13 protein-coding genes are annotated in these 15,882 nt (G+C 69.0%); 12 read left to right on the top strand and 1 reads right to left on the bottom strand.

The genetic code is table 11. The features are described from left to right. Positions 1-1,115, bottom strand: a 1,115-nt coding sequence (locus tag VI078_16345; GenBank protein ID HEY6000858.1) for a hypothetical protein, incomplete at its 3' end; no start/stop codon positions are given. A gap of 72 nt (positions 1,116-1,187) precedes the next feature. On the opposite strand from VI078_16345, the gene VI078_16350 reads away from it, so the two are divergent. From VI078_16350 to VI078_16405, 12 genes are all read left to right on the top strand, one after another. Beyond that, a complete protein-coding gene (locus tag VI078_16350) occupies positions 1,188-1,733 on the top strand; it encodes an ACT domain-containing protein (GenBank protein ID HEY6000859.1) in 546 nt (181 codons plus the stop codon). A gap of 5 nt (positions 1,734-1,738) precedes the next feature. After that, positions 1,739-3,109 carry a PFL family protein gene (locus tag VI078_16355; protein ID HEY6000860.1) on the top strand — a complete coding sequence of 457 codons (1,371 nt, stop codon included), beginning with the start codon at positions 1,739-1,741 and terminating at the stop codon, positions 3,107-3,109. Positions 3,110-3,180: 71 nt separating this feature from the next. After that, complete coding sequence (locus VI078_16360) at positions 3,181-3,759, top strand: hypothetical protein (protein HEY6000861.1); 579 nt, start codon at positions 3,181-3,183, stop codon at positions 3,757-3,759. Between the two features lie 15 nt (positions 3,760-3,774). Continuing rightward, positions 3,775-4,332: a GTP cyclohydrolase I FolE gene (folE, locus tag VI078_16365; GenBank protein HEY6000862.1), complete on the top strand. Its 558-nt coding sequence runs from the start codon at positions 3,775-3,777 to the stop codon at positions 4,330-4,332. Between the two features lie 505 nt (positions 4,333-4,837). After that, positions 4,838-7,039 (top strand): acetyl-CoA decarbonylase/synthase complex subunit alpha/beta, encoded by a 2,202-nt coding sequence (gene acsB, locus VI078_16370; GenBank protein HEY6000863.1) that lies wholly within the window; start codon positions 4,838-4,840, stop codon positions 7,037-7,039. A 21-nt stretch (positions 7,040-7,060) separates the two neighbouring features. After that, positions 7,061-9,049 carry an anaerobic carbon-monoxide dehydrogenase catalytic subunit gene (cooS, locus tag VI078_16375; protein ID HEY6000864.1) on the top strand — a complete coding sequence of 663 codons (1,989 nt, stop codon included), beginning with the start codon at positions 7,061-7,063 and terminating at the stop codon, positions 9,047-9,049. Between the two features lie 73 nt (positions 9,050-9,122). Beyond that, complete coding sequence (locus tag VI078_16380) at positions 9,123-10,910, top strand: formate--tetrahydrofolate ligase (GenBank protein ID HEY6000865.1); 1,788 nt, start codon at positions 9,123-9,125, stop codon at positions 10,908-10,910. A gap of 68 nt (positions 10,911-10,978) precedes the next feature. Further along, entirely contained in the window at positions 10,979-12,916 is a 1,938-nt protein-coding gene (locus VI078_16385; GenBank protein HEY6000866.1) for an ASKHA domain-containing protein, read from the top strand. 22 nt (positions 12,917-12,938) lie between these two features. Continuing rightward, the gene (locus VI078_16390; protein ID HEY6000867.1) at positions 12,939-13,703 is read left to right on the top strand and encodes an AAA family ATPase; all 765 of its coding nucleotides are present in this window, start codon (positions 12,939-12,941) and stop codon (positions 13,701-13,703) included. A 168-nt stretch (positions 13,704-13,871) separates the two neighbouring features. Next, entirely contained in the window at positions 13,872-14,741 is an 870-nt protein-coding gene (folD, locus tag VI078_16395; protein HEY6000868.1) for a bifunctional methylenetetrahydrofolate dehydrogenase/methenyltetrahydrofolate cyclohydrolase FolD, read from the top strand. 15 nt (positions 14,742-14,756) lie between these two features. Next, a complete protein-coding gene (locus VI078_16400; protein HEY6000869.1) occupies positions 14,757-15,695 on the top strand; it encodes an acetyl-CoA decarbonylase/synthase complex subunit delta in 939 nt (312 codons plus the stop codon). Between the two features lie 74 nt (positions 15,696-15,769). Then, positions 15,770-15,882 (top strand): (Fe-S)-binding protein (locus VI078_16405; protein HEY6000870.1); only part of this gene is annotated, 113 nt, incomplete at its 3' end.

Below are 15,882 nucleotides of genomic sequence, written 5' to 3' on the forward strand. Positions count from 1 at the left end.
GCGGACGACAGGACGAGGGCTGCGGCCAGCGCCGCCCGGCCGCGCGCGAGATCGGCGAGGGTCCACGCAGCGGCGATGCAGAGGCCCACCGACGGCAGGTACGTGTACCGGTCGGCCATCGCCTGCCCGCCGACCTGAACCAGCCCCAGGACCGGCAGCAGGGCCACGAGGTACCAGCCGCACCCCGCGAGCAGGTACGGCGCCCGGCGCCTCAGGAGCGCGGCGGCGGTCCCGATCGCGGCGAGCGCCGCCAGCGCGGCGATCGTCCTCGCCGTCCCGGGCCCCCCGGGGACGATCGGGTAGAAGACCGCGAGCGAGGCGGGCCAGAGCGTCTTCCCGAGGTAGGCGGCCACGCTGACGACCGCGTTGGCGGAGCGTTCGGCCAGCGCGAGATCGACCGTCGCGGCGAGGCTCCCGGACTGCGCCTTGAGCGTGACCGCGGCGCTGGCGGCGGAGAGGGCGAGCAGCGGTGCCTTCTCCCGCAACAGGGAGCCGCGGGACGATGTGCGGAAGCGTCCGAGCGGCCAGAAGTCGAGCACCAGGAGCACCAGCGGCAGCATGACGAGCATCGGCTTGGACATCAGACCGAGGGCGAAGAGCACGAGGAGCAGCGTCAGCCGGCGGACCCCGGGCCGGCGCGCGTAGCCCAGGTACGCCGCCAGCGCGAGCATCCAGAAGAGGCCCGAGAGGACGTCCTTGCGTTCGGAAGCCCACGCGACGGACTCCACGCGCAGCGGGTGGACGGCGAAGAGGAGAGCGGCCGCGAGGCTTGGCAGCAGGGCCCCGGTGGCGGCGCGGAGGACGAGGAGCAGCACGCAGGCGGTGGCGGCGTGGAGGAGCGCGCTGACGGCGTGGTGGGCCGGCGCGCTCACGCCGAAGAGCTGCACGTCGAGCATGTGGGAGAGCCACGTCACGGGGTGCCAGTTGCCCGTCGCGAAGGACGTGAAGGCCCACGCCAGGGAGGGGGGCGCGAGGCCCGCGCGGACGCGGCCGTTCTCCAGGATGTACGCCGGATCGTCGAGCTGGACGAACCCGTTGCGCGTGACGCCGCCGTAGATCGCCGCGACGACGGCGAGGAGCAGCAGGACCGCGGCAGCGGGGGTGCAGCGTCGCATCCGCTCGATTGTAGCGCAGCGGCGCCCGCGCGCCAGGAGCAGCGGCGGGTGTTTCGTGCGACAATGCCGCGCATGAAGACCGCCGTCTTCGTCGTGGGGCCGGACCGCCCGGGGATCATCGCCGCGGTGACGCGCTCGCTCTTCGAGCAGGGCTGCAACCTGGAGGACGTCAGCCAGACCGTGCTGCAGGGGCAGTTCGTGGGCATTTTCGTCGTTGCGGTGCCCGCGGGGGCCGCCGGGGAGGCGCTGGGGCGCGCGCTGCGCGAGCGCCTCGATCCCCTGGGGCTCTCCGTCCACCTGCGCGAGGTCGCCGCGGGCGCGCCGCCCCCGGCGGCCGCCGAGCGGTACGTCATCACGACGGTCGGGCCCGACCGCCCCGGGCTGGTCGCCGGGATCTCCGGGCTGCTGGCCGAGTTCGGCGCGAACATCACCAATCTCAAGGCGATCGCCCGCGGACGGCGCGAGGGGACGGAGTACGTGACCTACTACGAGGTGGACCTCCCCGGGGCGGCCGACGGCTCGGCGTTCCGCTCCGCGCTGCGGGCGCGGGCCGCGGAGCTCGGCCTCGACGTGAACATCCAGCACCGCGAGATCTTCGAGCAGGTCCACCGGGTGTGACGGCGATGCTCACGGAACGGGAGATCCTCTCGACCCTGGAGATGCTGCGCAGCGAGAACCTCGACGTGCGCACGGTGACCCTGGGGGTGAGCCTCTTCGACTGCGTCAGCGACGACCCCGGCCGCTTCATCGAGCGCGTGCGCGCGAAGATCGGGCGCCTCGCCGGCGACTTCGTCGACGTGTGCGAGGAAGTCGGCCAGCGCTACGGCATCCCGATCGTGAACAAGCGGCTCTCGGTCAGCCCTGTGGCGGCCGCGGCGGGGGGCTTCTCGGCGGAGCAGATGGTGGCGATAGCCGAGGGGCTCGACGAGATCGCCGGGCGGCTGCGCTGCGACTTCCTCGGAGGGTTTTCGGCGCTCGTCGAGAAGGGGTTCGCCCGGGGCGACCGGGCGCTGATCGAGGCCATCCCCGAGGCCCTGGCGCGCACGAGCCGCCTCTGCTCCTCCGTGAACGTGGCCTCCACCGCCGCCGGCATCAACATGGACGCGGTCGCGCTCATGGGGCGCACCGTGCGCGCGGCGGCCGGGCGCACCGCGGACCGCGACGGCATCGGCTGCGCGAAGCTCGTCGTCTTCGCCAACATCCCGCAGGACGTCCCGTTCATGGCCGGCGCCTACCTCGGGGTGGGCGAGCCGGACGCGGTCGTCAACGTCGGCGTCAGCGGCCCCGGCGTCGTGCGCAAGGCGATCGACCGGGCGCGCGCGGCGGACCCCGGCCTCGACCTCGGGGCGCTCTCCGAAATCATCAAGCGCACCGCGTTCAAGGTCACGCGCGTCGGCGAGCTCATCGGCCGCCGGGTCGCCGCGCGGCTCGACGTCCCGTTCGGGGTTGCGGACCTCTCGCTGGCGCCGACCCCGAACCCCGGCGACAGCGTCGGCGAGATCTTCCGCAGCCTCGGCCTGGAGTCGATCGGGGCCCCGGGATCGACGGCGGTGCTCGCCATGCTCAACGACGCGGTGAAGAAGGGCGGCATCTTCGCCTCCTCGCACGTCGGGGGCCTCAGCGGCGCGTTCATCCCGGTGAGCGAGGACCTGAGCATCGCCGAGGCGGCGCGGACCGGGAGGCTCTCGCTCGAGAAGCTCGAGGCGCTCACGAGCGTCTGCTCGGTCGGCCTCGACATGGTGGCGATCCCCGGGGACACGAGCGCGGAGACCATCGGGGCGATCATCGCCGACGAGATGGCGATCGGCGTCGTCAACAGCAAGTCCACGGCGGCGCGCCTGATCCCGGTGCCTGGCAAGAAAGCCGGCGATCGCGTCAGCTTCGGCGGCCTGCTCGGGGACGCGACGATCATGCCGGTGCCCGGCGGCGGCTCGGGCGGATTTGTCGCGCTCGGCGGCCGCATCCCCGCGCCGGTGCACAGCTTCAAGAATTGACGTGGACCTCGCATCTGGACCCGTCTGAGCCGTCTGCGCACGGCAGGGAAGTGAATTCCATCAGGCAGCCCTTGTCCGATTTCGCCGGACGGCTGCTCCAGTTGAACGGGCTCGCCCCGGCGGACTTCGCCGCCTGGGAGGTGCTGCCCGGGATGGGCTTCGGCGAGCGGCAGGCCTGGTGGCGCGAGGGAGCGCCGCGGACGTCGCCGCACGAGGGGCTGGACCTGCGCGGCTTCCGCACGCGCGGCGGCGCGAGCGCGGCCCTGGGCCCGGGGGCGCGCATCCCGGTCCTGTGGTCGGGGGCGGTCGTCTCGATCGTCCCCGACTTCCTCGGGCGTTCCGTGTTCGTCGCCCATGGCCAGGTCGACGGCGCCGGGCGCCGGCTCCACTCGGTGTACGGGCACGTGGAGCCGCGCCCGGGGCTCGCGCCGGGCAGCGCGCTGCTCGACGGCGACGAGGTCGGCGCCGTCGCCGACCCGGCGGCGCGAAGGTCGTCCGTCCCCGCTCACCTGCACCTGAGCGTGGCGTTTCTCGTCGAGGAAGGCGCCCCGGGGCCGCTCGACTGGGCGGCGCTGCGCGACCCGGCGCGGGCACTCCTGTTCGACCCCTTGCCGCTGGTCTGCGGTACAATGCGCCCCCCGGCAACGTGAGCCACGGAGGGAGCCATGGATCGTGAGAAGCTGAAGCGGGCGGCAACGCTCATCCTCGAGGCGGTCGGCGAGGACCCCCAGCGCAAGGACCTGCTGGCGACCCCGGAGCGCATGGCGAACATGTACGCGGAGGTGCTCTCGGGGATCGCGCAGGACCCCGAGAAGGAGCTGGCCGTCGTCCTCGACCACAAGCACGAGGAGATCGTGCTCCTCAAGGACATCCCGCTCTACTCGCTGTGCGAGCACCACCTGGTGCCCTTCATCGGGCGTGCGCACGTCGCCTACATCCCCAAGGGCGGGCGCGTCACGGGCCTGAGCCGGATCGCGGGCGTCGTCGAGATCCTGGCCCGCCGGCTGCAGGTGCAGGAGCGGCTGACGACGCAGATCGCGACGGTCATCATGCAGCGGCTCAAGCCGCTCGGGGTGATGGTCGTCATCGAAGCGGAGCATCTGTGCATGTCAATGCGCGGCATCAACCGGCCCGGAATCAGGACCATCACCAGCGCGGTGCGCGGGATGTTCAAGGACAACGAGAAGACCCGCGCGGAGACGCTCGCACTGATGATGAAGTGATCGTGAGCACTTTCGCGATGCTCTCCCGCGCTGCGGCGATCCCGGCGCCTGGCGTCGCCTGACTCACGACAACAAAAGCGGTTTTCCTGTCTAAAATAGATAGGATATGGTTTGGCAGAAATGGCTGGTGAAAGTGAAAACTTTCTCAATACTTTACCATTGACATCGGATTCCCGCTAGGTATAGTGCTCCCCGCCGAAGCTGGAAGACATGACGTTCTGGCAACCTGACGGAGGTGACCGGATCATGGCATCGGTGGGACTTTCTCGCTCGCACCTCCCGCTTTGCATGCCGTCCCGCCGTCACCTCCTTCATCATCACGTCAACCGGATGAATCGCACCACTGGGCCATCCACGCCCGGCGCACGCAAAGGGGGTGTCGCGGCCGCCTCGTGATGGCGCGGCCCAGGAAAACAGCGCTCCGCACGCAGGCTGAAGCCAAATCCAAAGCTGGGGCGGCCCGCCGCCCCGAGACGATCACCGAACCGTTGAAGGGAGGCGAAAGATGTCCAAATTCATCGCAACCGCCGCCATCCGCGGAGCGCACACGCTCTACAAGAAGGCGGAGGATGTGCTCGCGAAGGCCATCGCAGCGAAGGGGAGGGACTTCGTCTTCGAGTTCCCCGACACCGCGTTCCACCTGCCGATGATCTACGCGATGCACGCCTTCAAGGTCAAGACGCTCGGCGACATGGAGACCGCGCTCGGCTTCGCAAAGGCGCTGCTGCACGAGGAGCCGGCCGACAAGCTCTGGAAGCCGTACCTCGGCGAGGCGCTCGATTCCGGCATGTCCTCGATGTTCTCCGAGGAGATCTACCTCGCCTGCCGCTACGTCCTCGGCCTCGAGCCGTGCAAGGACCCCGAGACCGGCTACGAGTACAACGGCTTCATCTCCGACACGATCCAGCGCAACCTCGGGATCCAGCTCGTCGACGGCACGATGCCCGGGTTTGCCGCGATCATCGGCGCGGCGCCCACCGACGAGATCGCCGAGAAGATCGTCCGCGAGCTCCAGGAGAAGAACATCCTGACCTTCCTCGCGGGCAACGTGAAGGGCAACAGCGTCACCAAGCAGCTGCTGCGCCGCAACGTCGAGCTCGGCTGGGACGCGCGCATCGTGCCGCTGGGGCCCGACACCGAGCACATCTTCTACGCCGCCGACTGGGCGATCCGCGCCTCGCTGATCTTCGGCGGCAAGAAGCCCGGCGCCTTCAAGGACCACCTGATCTACCAGAGGGACCGCGTCTTCGCCTTCGCGATCGTGCTCGGGCCGCTCGACGACATCATCTGGACCACCGGCGCGGGCGTCATCAACATGGGCTTCCCCGCCATCGCGGACTCGGACATCCCGGTCATCCACCCGACGGGCGTCTGCACCTACGAGGAGGTCGAGAAGGAGCTCGACCACAGCAAGATCGTCCAGAAGGCGATCGAGCTGCGGGGGCTGAAGATCGTCGTCGAGAAGCCGCCGATCCCGGTCGCCTTCGGCCCGGCCTTCGAGGGCGAGCGCATCCGCAAGGAAGACACGTTCATCGAGTTCGGCGGCCAGCGCACCCCGGCCTTCGAGTGGGCGCACATGCGCGAGATGGACGAGATCGAGGACAACAAGGTCATCATCGTCGGCAAGGACGCCGAGGCCCGCTACGAGAAGGGCGGCCAGATGCCGCTCGGGATCCTCATCGAGTGCGCCGGCCGCAAGATGCAGAAGGACTTCGAGTCGATCATCGAGCGCAAGATCCACGGCAACCTCAACGAGGCCCAGGGCGTCTGGCACATGGGCCAGCGCGACATCAACTGGGTGCGCATCAGCAAGAACGCGAAGAATGCCGGGTTCACGCTCAAGCACATCGGCGATCTGCTCAACGCGGTCACGCACCACACCTTCCGCTCGATCGTCGACAAGGTGCAGACGACGCTCTTTGTCGACGAGGCCGACGTGAAGAAGAAGCTCGAGGAGGCGCGTGCCGCCTACAAGGAGCGCGACCTCCGGCTCGGCAACATGACCGACGAGGCCGTCGACACCTTCTACTCCTGCCTGCTCTGCCAGTCGTTCGCGCCGGCGCACGCCTGCGTGATCACGCCCGAGCGCCTCGGCCTCTGCGGCGCCTACAACTGGCTCGACGGCAAGGCGGCCTTCGAGATCGACCCGACGGGCGGCAACCAGCCCATCGCCAAGGGCGCGCTCATGGACCCGCGCTACGGCCGCTACGAGGGCGTCGACGCCTACCTCCAGAAGGTCTCCGGCGGGGCGGTCGAGAGCCTGAACCTCTACACGATCATGGAAAACCCGATGACCTCCTGCGGCTGCTTCGAGTGCATCATCGCGGTCGTCCCCGAGGCCAACGGCGTCATGATCGTCAACCGCGGCTTCACCGGCATGACCCCGATGGGCATGAAGTTCTCGACGCTCGCCGGCACGGTCGGCGGCGGCGCGCAGACCCCCGGTTTCATGGGCGTCGGCGTGAACTTCATCTTCTCCAAGAAGTTCCTCTTCGGCGACGGCGGCCCCAAGCGCATCGTCTGGATGCCCAAGGACCTCAAGGCCCGCATCGCCGACGATTTCAAGAAGCGCGCCGAGGAGGCCGGGGTGCCGGACCTGCTCGACAAGATCGCCGACGAGACGATCTGCGAGGATGCCGAGAAGCTGGTCGAGCACCTGACCGCGGTGGGGCACCCGGCCCTGGCGATGGACCCGATCGTTCAGTAACGAAAGCGGAGGCGAAGAGCAATGGCTGAGACCAAGGGACACAGCGCCGCCCCCGGCGCGCAGAAGATCATCGACTGGTCGATCGAGCACAAGCTCGAGACCTGCTTCGACCGCGCGCAGAAGATGAAGCCCTGCCCGATCGGGAAGGTCGGCGTCTGCTGCAAGAACTGCAACATGGGCCCCTGCCGGCTCACCGGCAAGCCCGGCGAGATCGTCACCGGCGTCTGCGGCGCGACCGTCGACACGGTTGCCGCCCGCAACTTCCTGAAGATGGCGGCCGCCGGCACCTCGGCGCACTCGGACCACGCGCGCGGCATGGTCGAGACGCTGCTCGCGGTCTGCGAGGGCCACGCGCCCGACTTCCAGATCAAGGACGTCGAGAAGCTCAAGAAGGTTGCCGGCATCCTCGGGATCGAGACCGCAGATCGCCCGGTCATCGACATCGGCAAGGAGGTCGCGCTCACGCTCCTCAACGACTTCGGCCGGCAGCGCGGCGGCGAGCTCAACTACATCAAGCGCGCCCCGAAGAAGACCCAGGACCGCTGGCGCAAGTGGGGGATCGTGCCCCGGAGCATCGACCGCGAGGTCGTCGAGTCCATGCACCGCATCAACATCGGCGTCGACCACGAGCCCGACCACCTGCTGCTGCAGGCGCTGCGCGTCTCGCTTGCCGACGGCTGGGGCGGCTGCATGATCTCCTCCGACGTCACCGACATCCTCTTCGGGACGCCGAAGCCGATCCAGGCGGAGGGGAGCTTCGGGATCTTCCGGGAGAAGGAAGTCAACATCGTCATCCACGGCCACGAGCCGCTGATGGCCGAGATGATCTACGACGTCGTCTCCGAGCCCGAGATGATCGCCTACGCGGTCGGCAAGGGCGCCGCGGGCATCAACCTCGGCGGCATGTGCTGCACCGCCAACGAGGTCCTGATGCGCCACGGCATCCCGACCGCCGGCGGCTTCACGAACCAGGAGCTGGGCATCATGACCGGCCTCGTCGACCTGATGACCGTCGACGTGCAGTGCATCATGCCGGCGATCGCCAACGTCTCGAAGAAGTTCCACACCAAGATCCTGACGACGAACCCGCGCGCGAAGATGGTGGGCGCCGAGCACGTCGAGTTCGACGAGCACCACGCCAAGGAGATCGCGCGCAAGATCGTGAAGATGGCGATCGACAACTTCCCGAACCGCACGGCCAAGGGCGAGCACATCACCGAGAAGTTCCCGATGATCGCCGGCTTCTCCCACGAGTACATCGAGTACATGCAGGGCGGCAAGTGGCGCGGCTCCTTCCGGCCGCTCAACGACGCGATCGCCGCCGGCCGCGTCCGCGGCGTCGTCGGCCTCGCCGGCTGCGACAACCCCCGGGTCAACGCGACGGGGCTGCACAAGTTCATCGCCACCGAGCTGATCAAGCGCGACGTGCTGATCGTCTCCACCGGCTGCGGCTCGGCCGCGTGCGGCAGCAGCGGCTACCTCACGCCGGAGAACGCGCTCGAGCACGCGGGCCCCGGCCTGCGCGAGGTCTGCGAGGCGATCGGCATCCCGCCGATCCTGCACCTCGGCGCCTGCGTCGACAACTCGCGCATCCTGACCATCGCCAGCGCGATGGCCGCCGAGGGCGGGCTCTCCGACGAGATCGGCGGCATGCCGGCGGTCGGCATCGCCCCGGAGTGGATGAGCGAGAAGGCGATCGCGATCGGCTGCTACTTCGCGGCCTCGGGCGTCCCGGTCATCTTCGGCGGCGACAACCCCATGAGCGGCAGCAAGGAGGTCACGAAGATCCTGACCGAGACCTGGATGGAGCGCTTCAAGGGCGGGTTCTTCTTCGAGCCGGACGCCCAGAAGATGCTGGACATGGCGCTCGAGATGATCGACAAGGCCCGCGCGACCCTCAAGCTCAAGAAGTACGAGCCGGGCAAGTTCGGCACCGAGAAGGTGCTGATGGACATGGCCGCCCGCCGCGAGATCGAGAAGGCGGCCAAGCCGCACGTCGGCCTCAGCTAGGACCGGCCGCAGCAATCAACCGCGGGGTCCCCGCTCACCGGGGCGGGGACCCCTTCACCGTCAAGGAGAGGCCATGACCGCCAAGGGCGCCTACAACCCCCGCTCGATGGACCCGACGAAGTTCAAGGACTACCAGATCGCCCAGGAGGCGATGAAGCACCTGCCGGCCCCGGACGCCTGGGCCGAGAAGCTCGGGCTGAAGAAGGACGAGATCATTCCCTTCGGCCGCACGCCGAAGCTCGACTTCATCAAGATCATGAACCGGCTCAAGGACAAGCCGGACGGCAAGTACGTCGAGGTCACGGCGATCACCCCGACCCCGCTCGGCGAGGGCAAGACGACGGTCTCGATGGGCCTCGTCCAGGGCCTCGGCGTCAAGGGCAAGAACGTCGGCGGCGCGCTGCGCCAGCCCTCGGGCGGCCCGACGATGAACGTCAAGGGCACGGCGGCCGGCGGCGGCAACGCGCTGCTGATCCCGATGACCGAGTTCTCGCTCGGCCTGACCGGCGACATCAACGACATCATGAACGCCCACAACCTGGCGATGGTCGCCCTGACCTCGCGCTACCAGCACGAGTGCAACTACACCGACGAGGAGCTGACCAAGCGCGGTCTGCGCCGGCTGGACATCGACCCGAAGAACGTCGAGATGGGCTGGATCATCGACTTCTGCGCCCAGGCGCTGCGCAAGATCACGATCGGCCTCGGCGGCAAGAAGGACGGCTACCCGATGGAGAGCCGCTTCGGCATCGCGGTCTCCTCCGAGCTGATGGCGATCCTCGCGGTCTCGCGCGACCTGCGCGACATGCGCGACCGCATCGGCAAGATCACCGTGGCCTACGACCGCACCGGCAAGGCGATCACGACCACCGACCTCGACGTCGCCGGCGCGATGACCGCCTGGATGCGCAACACGATCAACCCGACCCTCTGCTACTCGGTCGAGGGCCAGCCGGTGCTCATCCACGCCGGCCCCTTCGCGAACATCGCCATCGGCCAGAACTCGATCATCTCCGACCGCCTCGCGCTCAAGATGTTCGACTACACGGTCACCGAGTCCGGCTTCGCGGCCGACATCGGCTTCGAGAAGTTCTGGAACGTCAAGTGCCGCCTCAGCGGCAACATCCCGAACGTCTCGGTGCTCGTGGCCACGATCCGCGCGATGAAGATGCACGGCGGCGGCCCCCGGGTCGCGCCGGGGCGGCCGATCCCCGAGGAGTACACCAAGGAGAACCTCGACCTGGTCGAGAAGGGCTTCGCCAACGTCGCCCACATGATCAGCATCATCAAGAAGAGCGGCATCGTGCCCGTGGTCTGCATCAACCAGTTCTACACCGACACCAAGGCCGAGCACGATCTGGTGCGGCGGCTCTGCGCGGAGGTGGGCGTGCGCGTCGCGGCCTCCAACCACTGGATGTACGGGGGCGAGGGCGCCGCGGAGCTGGCGGACGTGGTCATGGACGCCTGCAAGGAGAAGTCGAACTACAAGCCGCTCTACGAGCTCTCCGTGCCGCTGCGCCAGCGCGTCGAGATGGTGGCCAAGCACGTCTACGGCGCCGACGGCGTGATCTGGTCGCCGCTGGCCGAGGAGAAGGCCAAGCGCTTCGAGTCCGACAAGTTCTTCGCGGACTTCCAGACGATGATGGTCAAGACGCACCTGTCGCTGACGCACGACCCGACCCTCAAGGGCGTGCCGAAGGGCTGGATGCTGCCGATCCGCGACGTGCTGGTGTACTCGGGCGCGAAGTTCCTCTGCCCCATGGCCGGGGACATCAGCCTCATGCCCGGCACGGCGTCCGACCCGGCGTACCGCCGGGTGGACGTCGACGTCGAGACCGGCGAGGTCTCGGGGCTCTTCTAGCGTGGCCGCGCCGTCGGGGGGGGGTGTCGTCCCCCCCGACGGCGCATGCTATAGTATTCCGCTCTGATATGGCACGGGTACGCTTCGAACCGAGTGGCCGCGAGGTCGAGATCGCCGCGGGCGAGAGCCTGCTGCGGGCTGCGATCGTCGCCGGGGTCCACGTCAACGCCTCCTGCGGCGGCACCGGCTCCTGCGGCAAGTGCCGGGTCGTCGTCGAGCAGGGCGCGGTCGCGACGGAGCCCACGGGCAAGCTCTCGGCCGAGCAGATCGCGGCCGGCTCGGTGCTCGCCTGCACGAGCACGGTCAGCGGCGATGTCGCCGTGCGCGTGCCGGTGGAGTCGCAGCTCGGCGACACCCGCGCCGTCCTCGCGCGCGAGCACCGCACCGTCACGCACGGCTCGGCGCTGACGCCGGCGGACCTGCGCGAGCTCTTCGGCGACTTCGAGCTCGACCCGCCGACGCAGCGGCTCTTCGTCGAGCTGCCGCCGCCGACGCTCGAGGACAACATCGGGGACCTCGAGCGGCTGCGCCGCGAGCTGGCGCGGGCGCACGGGGTCGGGGAGTTCGCCGTCGACCACGCCTGTCTCGCGCAGCTGGCGCGCCGCCTGCGCCAGGCCGACTGGAAGGTGACCGCGACGCTGACCCGCGGCGGCGACGGCGAGGGGCCGCGGCTGATCGCGCTGGACCCGGGGGACCGCTCCGGGAAGCACTACGGACTGGCCATCGACATCGGCACGACCACCGTCTGGGCGGAGCTCGTCGACCTGGCGAGCCGCGAGACGCTCGGACGCGAGTCGGAGTACAACAGCCAGATCAGCCTCGGGGACGACATCATCTCGCGCATCGTCGCCTCGATGAAGAAGGACGGCCTCGCGCGCCTGCAGTCGCTCGTCGCCGGGACCATCAACACGCTGGTCGACCGTCTCCTCGAGAAGACGGGGGTCGAGCGCGACGACATCGTCTACGCGGTGGCCGCGGGCAACACGACCATGGTCCACCTCTTCTTCGGGATCGAGTCGCGCTACATCCGGGAGGAGCCCTACATCCCGACCGTGAACTTCCCGCCGGCGCTCCCCGCCGCGGCGCTGGGGCTGCGGCTGGCGCCGGGCGCGCGCGTCCTCTGCGTCCCCGGGCGCGCCAGCTACGTCGGCGGCGACATCACCGCCGGCCTGCTCGCCGCCGGGGTCTACCGCAGCGACAAGCTCACGCTCTACATCGACATCGGCACCAACGGGGAGATGGCGCTCGGCAACCGCGAGTGGCTGCTCTCCTGCGCCTGCTCGGCCGGCCCGGCCTTCGAGGGCGGCTCGGTCAAGCACGGGATGCGCGCGGTGCTCGGGGCGATCGAGATCGTGCGCATCGACCCGGACACGCTCGAGCCGATGATCGTCACGATCGGGCAGAAGAAGGCCAAGGGCATCTGCGGCTCGGGCCTCATCGATGCCGTCGCCGAGCTCTTCCTCACGGGGGTCATCAACGAGCGGGGGAAGTTCAACATGGAGCTGGCGCACCCGCGCCTGCGCACCGTGGACGGGATCGCCGAGTACCTGCTGGTGCCGGGGGAGCAGTCGGGCACCGGCGCCGACATCGCGATCACCGAGGCGGACCTCGACAACCTCATCCGCACCAAGGGGGCGATCTACGCCGGCATCATGACGCTGCTCGGCCAGATGGAGATGCCGGTCGAGGCGATCGAGCAGGTCTACATCGCCGGCGGCTTCGGCCGCTACCTCGAGCTGGACCAGGCGATCACCATCGGGCTGCTCCCGGAGTTCCCCGAGGAGAAGGTCAAGTACGTCGGCAACGGCTCGCTCCTCGGGGCGCACCTGGTGCTGCTCTCGCGGGCCGCGCGCGAGACCGCCGGGGAGATCGCGCGGGGCATGACGTACCTCGAGCTGAGCACCAACCCGGGCTTCATGGACAACTATGTCTCGGCGCTGTTCCTGCCGCACACCGACCAGCACGCCTTCCCCTCGGTCCTGCAGCGGGTCTCGCGGGCGCACTGACGCAAGAGGAGGAGGCCTTTCGGTGAGCTACACGATCGCGGTGGCCGGCAAGGGCGGGACCGGCAAGACGACCATCTCGAGCCTCGTGGTGCGGCACTTCGTCCGCGCGGGGAAGACGCCGGTCTTCGCCGTCGACGCGGACGCGAACTACAACCTCAACGACCAGCTCGGGGTGGAGGTCAAGCGGACGATCGGCGCCTCCCGCGAGGAGATGAAGCGCAAGATCACCGCGAACGAGATCCCGCCGGGCATGTCCAAGGACGACTGGATCGAGATGCAGATGTCCGCGGACCTCATCGAGGCCGAGGGCTTCGACCTGCTCGTCATGGGGCGGCCGGAGGGGCCGGGGTGCTACTGCGCGGCGAACAACACGCTGCGCCGGCACCTCGAGATCCTCTCGAACAACTACCCGGTGATCGTCATCGACAACGAGGCGGGCATGGAGCACCTCTCGCGGCGCACGACGGCGAACATCGACCTGCTCCTGCTGGTCTCGGAGCCGAGCCCGGTCGGCATCATGACCGCGGCCCGCATCCGCGACCTGGCCCGGGAGATGGAGGTCAAGGTCGCGCGCTCGGGCCTCGTCATCAACCGCGTCCCGAACCCCGGCCTCGGGGTCCGGCTCGTGGAGGAGGCGCGCGGGCGCGGCCTCGAGGTCCTCGGCACGGTGCCGCTCGACGAGGCGGTGGTCGAGCAGGCGATGGCGCACCAGCCCGCGTTCCGGCTGCCCGACGGCGCGCCGGCGGTCAAGGCAATCGAAGCGGTTCTCTCAACCGTGTCCCTGTAATTCGGAGGGCATGAACATTAACTGCAGACCGATCAAAAGGGTTCAGATGCAAGGCGCGCGACGCGCGAATGCCGAGACGTACGAGGTGTACGTCGCAGGCAGGCGCGAGGAGCGCACCGCCGCAGATGAGCCTTTTTCAGCGGTCTGCGCATAAAAAGGGGGGAGTGCATGGCGGCGAAGATCATCGACGGAAAGGCAATTTCGGCTCAGATCCGCGGCGAGCTGACGCAGGAGGTCGCGAAGCTCAAGGCCGAGAAGGGCGTGCTGCCCGGCCTGGCGGTCGTCCTCGTGGGCGAGGACCCGGCGTCCAAGGTCTACGTCGGCCAGAAGGAGAAGGCCTGCGCCGAGCTCGGCCTGCACTCCAAGAAGTACGCCCTCCCGGCGACGACGCCCGAGGCCGAGCTGCTCGCGCTCGTCGAGAAGCTCAACAACGACCCGGCGATCGACGGCATCCTCGTGCAGCTGCCGCTGCCCAAGCACATCGACGAGAACAAGGTCATCGCGGCGATCCACCCGGACAAGGACGTCGACGGCTTCCACCCGGTGAACGTCGGGCGCCTCGTGATCGGCACGGAGGGCTTCAAGCCCTGCACGCCCTACGGGTGCATCCACCTGCTCAAGCGCTCGGGCGTGAAGCTCCAGGGCGCCGAGGTCGTCGTCGTCGGCCGCAGCAACATCGTCGGCAAGCCGGTGGCGCTGATGCTGATCCACGAGAGCGCCACGGTCACGGTCTGCCACTCCAAGACCAGGGACCTCGGCGAGGTCTGCCGCCGCGCCGACGTGCTCGTCGTCGCGATCGGCCGGCCGAAGTTCATCACCGCGGACATGGTCAAGCCCGGCGCGGTGGTCATCGACGTCGGCGTCAACCGCCTGCCCGACGGCAAGCTCTGCGGCGACGTGGACTACGAGCCGCTGGCGCAGAAGGTCGCGCAGATCACCCCGGTCCCCGGCGGCGTGGGGCCGATGACGATCGCGATGCTGATGTTCAACACCGTCAACTCGGCCCGGCGGCGCGCCGGCCTGCCGGCGCTCAAGTAGGAAAGGGGAGGAACGATGGCATTCCAGGCACCCGTTGAGACATCATCCGGCAAGATCCGGGAGCTGACGCTCGGCGCGAAGAAGACCGTCACCACGGGCGGACAGAACGCGCTGGCGTTCCACACCTTCGAGGGGACGCTGCCGAACCCGCCGCGGATCGCGCTCGAGGTCTTCGACACCGCGCCGGCCGACTGGGCCGAGGAGCTCAAGCGCGTGCTCGGCGACGTCTGGGGCGACCCGGTCGCGTGGGCGAAGAAGTGCGAGGGCGAGTTCGGGGCGGACCTGGTCTGCCTGCAGCTGGCGGGCACGGACCCGAACGGCGCCAACCGCAGCGCCGCCGACGCGGTGGCGACGGTCAAGGCCGTCGCGGACGCGATCTCGGTGCCGCTGCTCGTCTACGGCTCGGGCAACGCCGAGAAGGACGCCGAGGTGCTCAAGGCCGTCGCCGAGGCGACCCAGGGGAAGAACGTCACGGTCGGCGCGGCGATCGAGGAGAACTACAAGTCGATCGGCGCGGCGGCGATGGGTTTCGGCTGCAAGGTCGTCGGCCAGACCCCGATCGACGTCAACATGGCCAAGCAGCTCAACATCCTGCTGACGAACCTCGGCGTCGCCGCCGAGAACCTGCTGATCGACCCGTCGACCGGGGCGCTCGGCTACGGGCTGGAGTACTCGTTCTCGATCCACGAGCGGATCAAGCTCGCCGCGCTCAAGCAGAACGACGCGATGCTGCAGTCCCCGAGCGTCTCGAACCTCGGCAAGGAGGTCTGGCGGGCCAAGGAGGCGAAGATCACGCAGGCCGAGGCGCCGCAGTGGGGCGATCAGCGCAAGCGCGGCATCGTCTGGGAGGCGCTGACCGCGGTGGCGCTGATGATGGCCGGCTCGGACATCCTGATCATGCGCCACCCCGAGGCGGCGAAGCTGGTGCGGCAGGCCATCGCCGGGCTCGCCTGAGGCGGCCCTGGCGCGGATTGACGACGCGGGGCCCGCAAGGCCGCGCAACACTCTCGAGAAAGAAGGGGTAAGACATGGCGCTCACAGGCATGCAGATCTTCAAGCATATGCCGAAGACCAACTGTGGCCAGTGCGGGGTCCCGACCTGCCTGGCCTTCGCGATGAAGCTCGCCTCCAGCAGCGCGTC

The organism is bacterium (assembly GCA_036524115.1).
Lineage (GTDB): Bacteria > JAUVQV01 > JAUVQV01 > JAUVQV01 > DATDCY01 > DATDCY01.

Coding starts and splice junctions, on each gene's coding strand:
- VI078_16350 (HEY6000859.1), top strand. CDS start 1,188: ATGAAGACCGCCGTCTTCGTCGTGGGGCCGGACCGCCCGGGGATCATC.
- VI078_16355 (HEY6000860.1), top strand. CDS start 1,739: ATGCTCACGGAACGGGAGATCCTCTCGACCCTGGAGATGCTGCGCAGC.
- folE (HEY6000862.1), top strand. CDS start 3,775: ATGGATCGTGAGAAGCTGAAGCGGGCGGCAACGCTCATCCTCGAGGCG.
- acsB (HEY6000863.1), top strand. CDS start 4,838: ATGTCCAAATTCATCGCAACCGCCGCCATCCGCGGAGCGCACACGCTC.
- cooS (HEY6000864.1), top strand. CDS start 7,061: ATGGCTGAGACCAAGGGACACAGCGCCGCCCCCGGCGCGCAGAAGATC.
- VI078_16380 (HEY6000865.1), top strand. CDS start 9,123: ATGACCGCCAAGGGCGCCTACAACCCCCGCTCGATGGACCCGACGAAG.
- VI078_16385 (HEY6000866.1), top strand. CDS start 10,979: ATGGCACGGGTACGCTTCGAACCGAGTGGCCGCGAGGTCGAGATCGCC.
- folD (HEY6000868.1), top strand. CDS start 13,872: ATGGCGGCGAAGATCATCGACGGAAAGGCAATTTCGGCTCAGATCCGC.
- VI078_16400 (HEY6000869.1), top strand. CDS start 14,757: ATGGCATTCCAGGCACCCGTTGAGACATCATCCGGCAAGATCCGGGAG.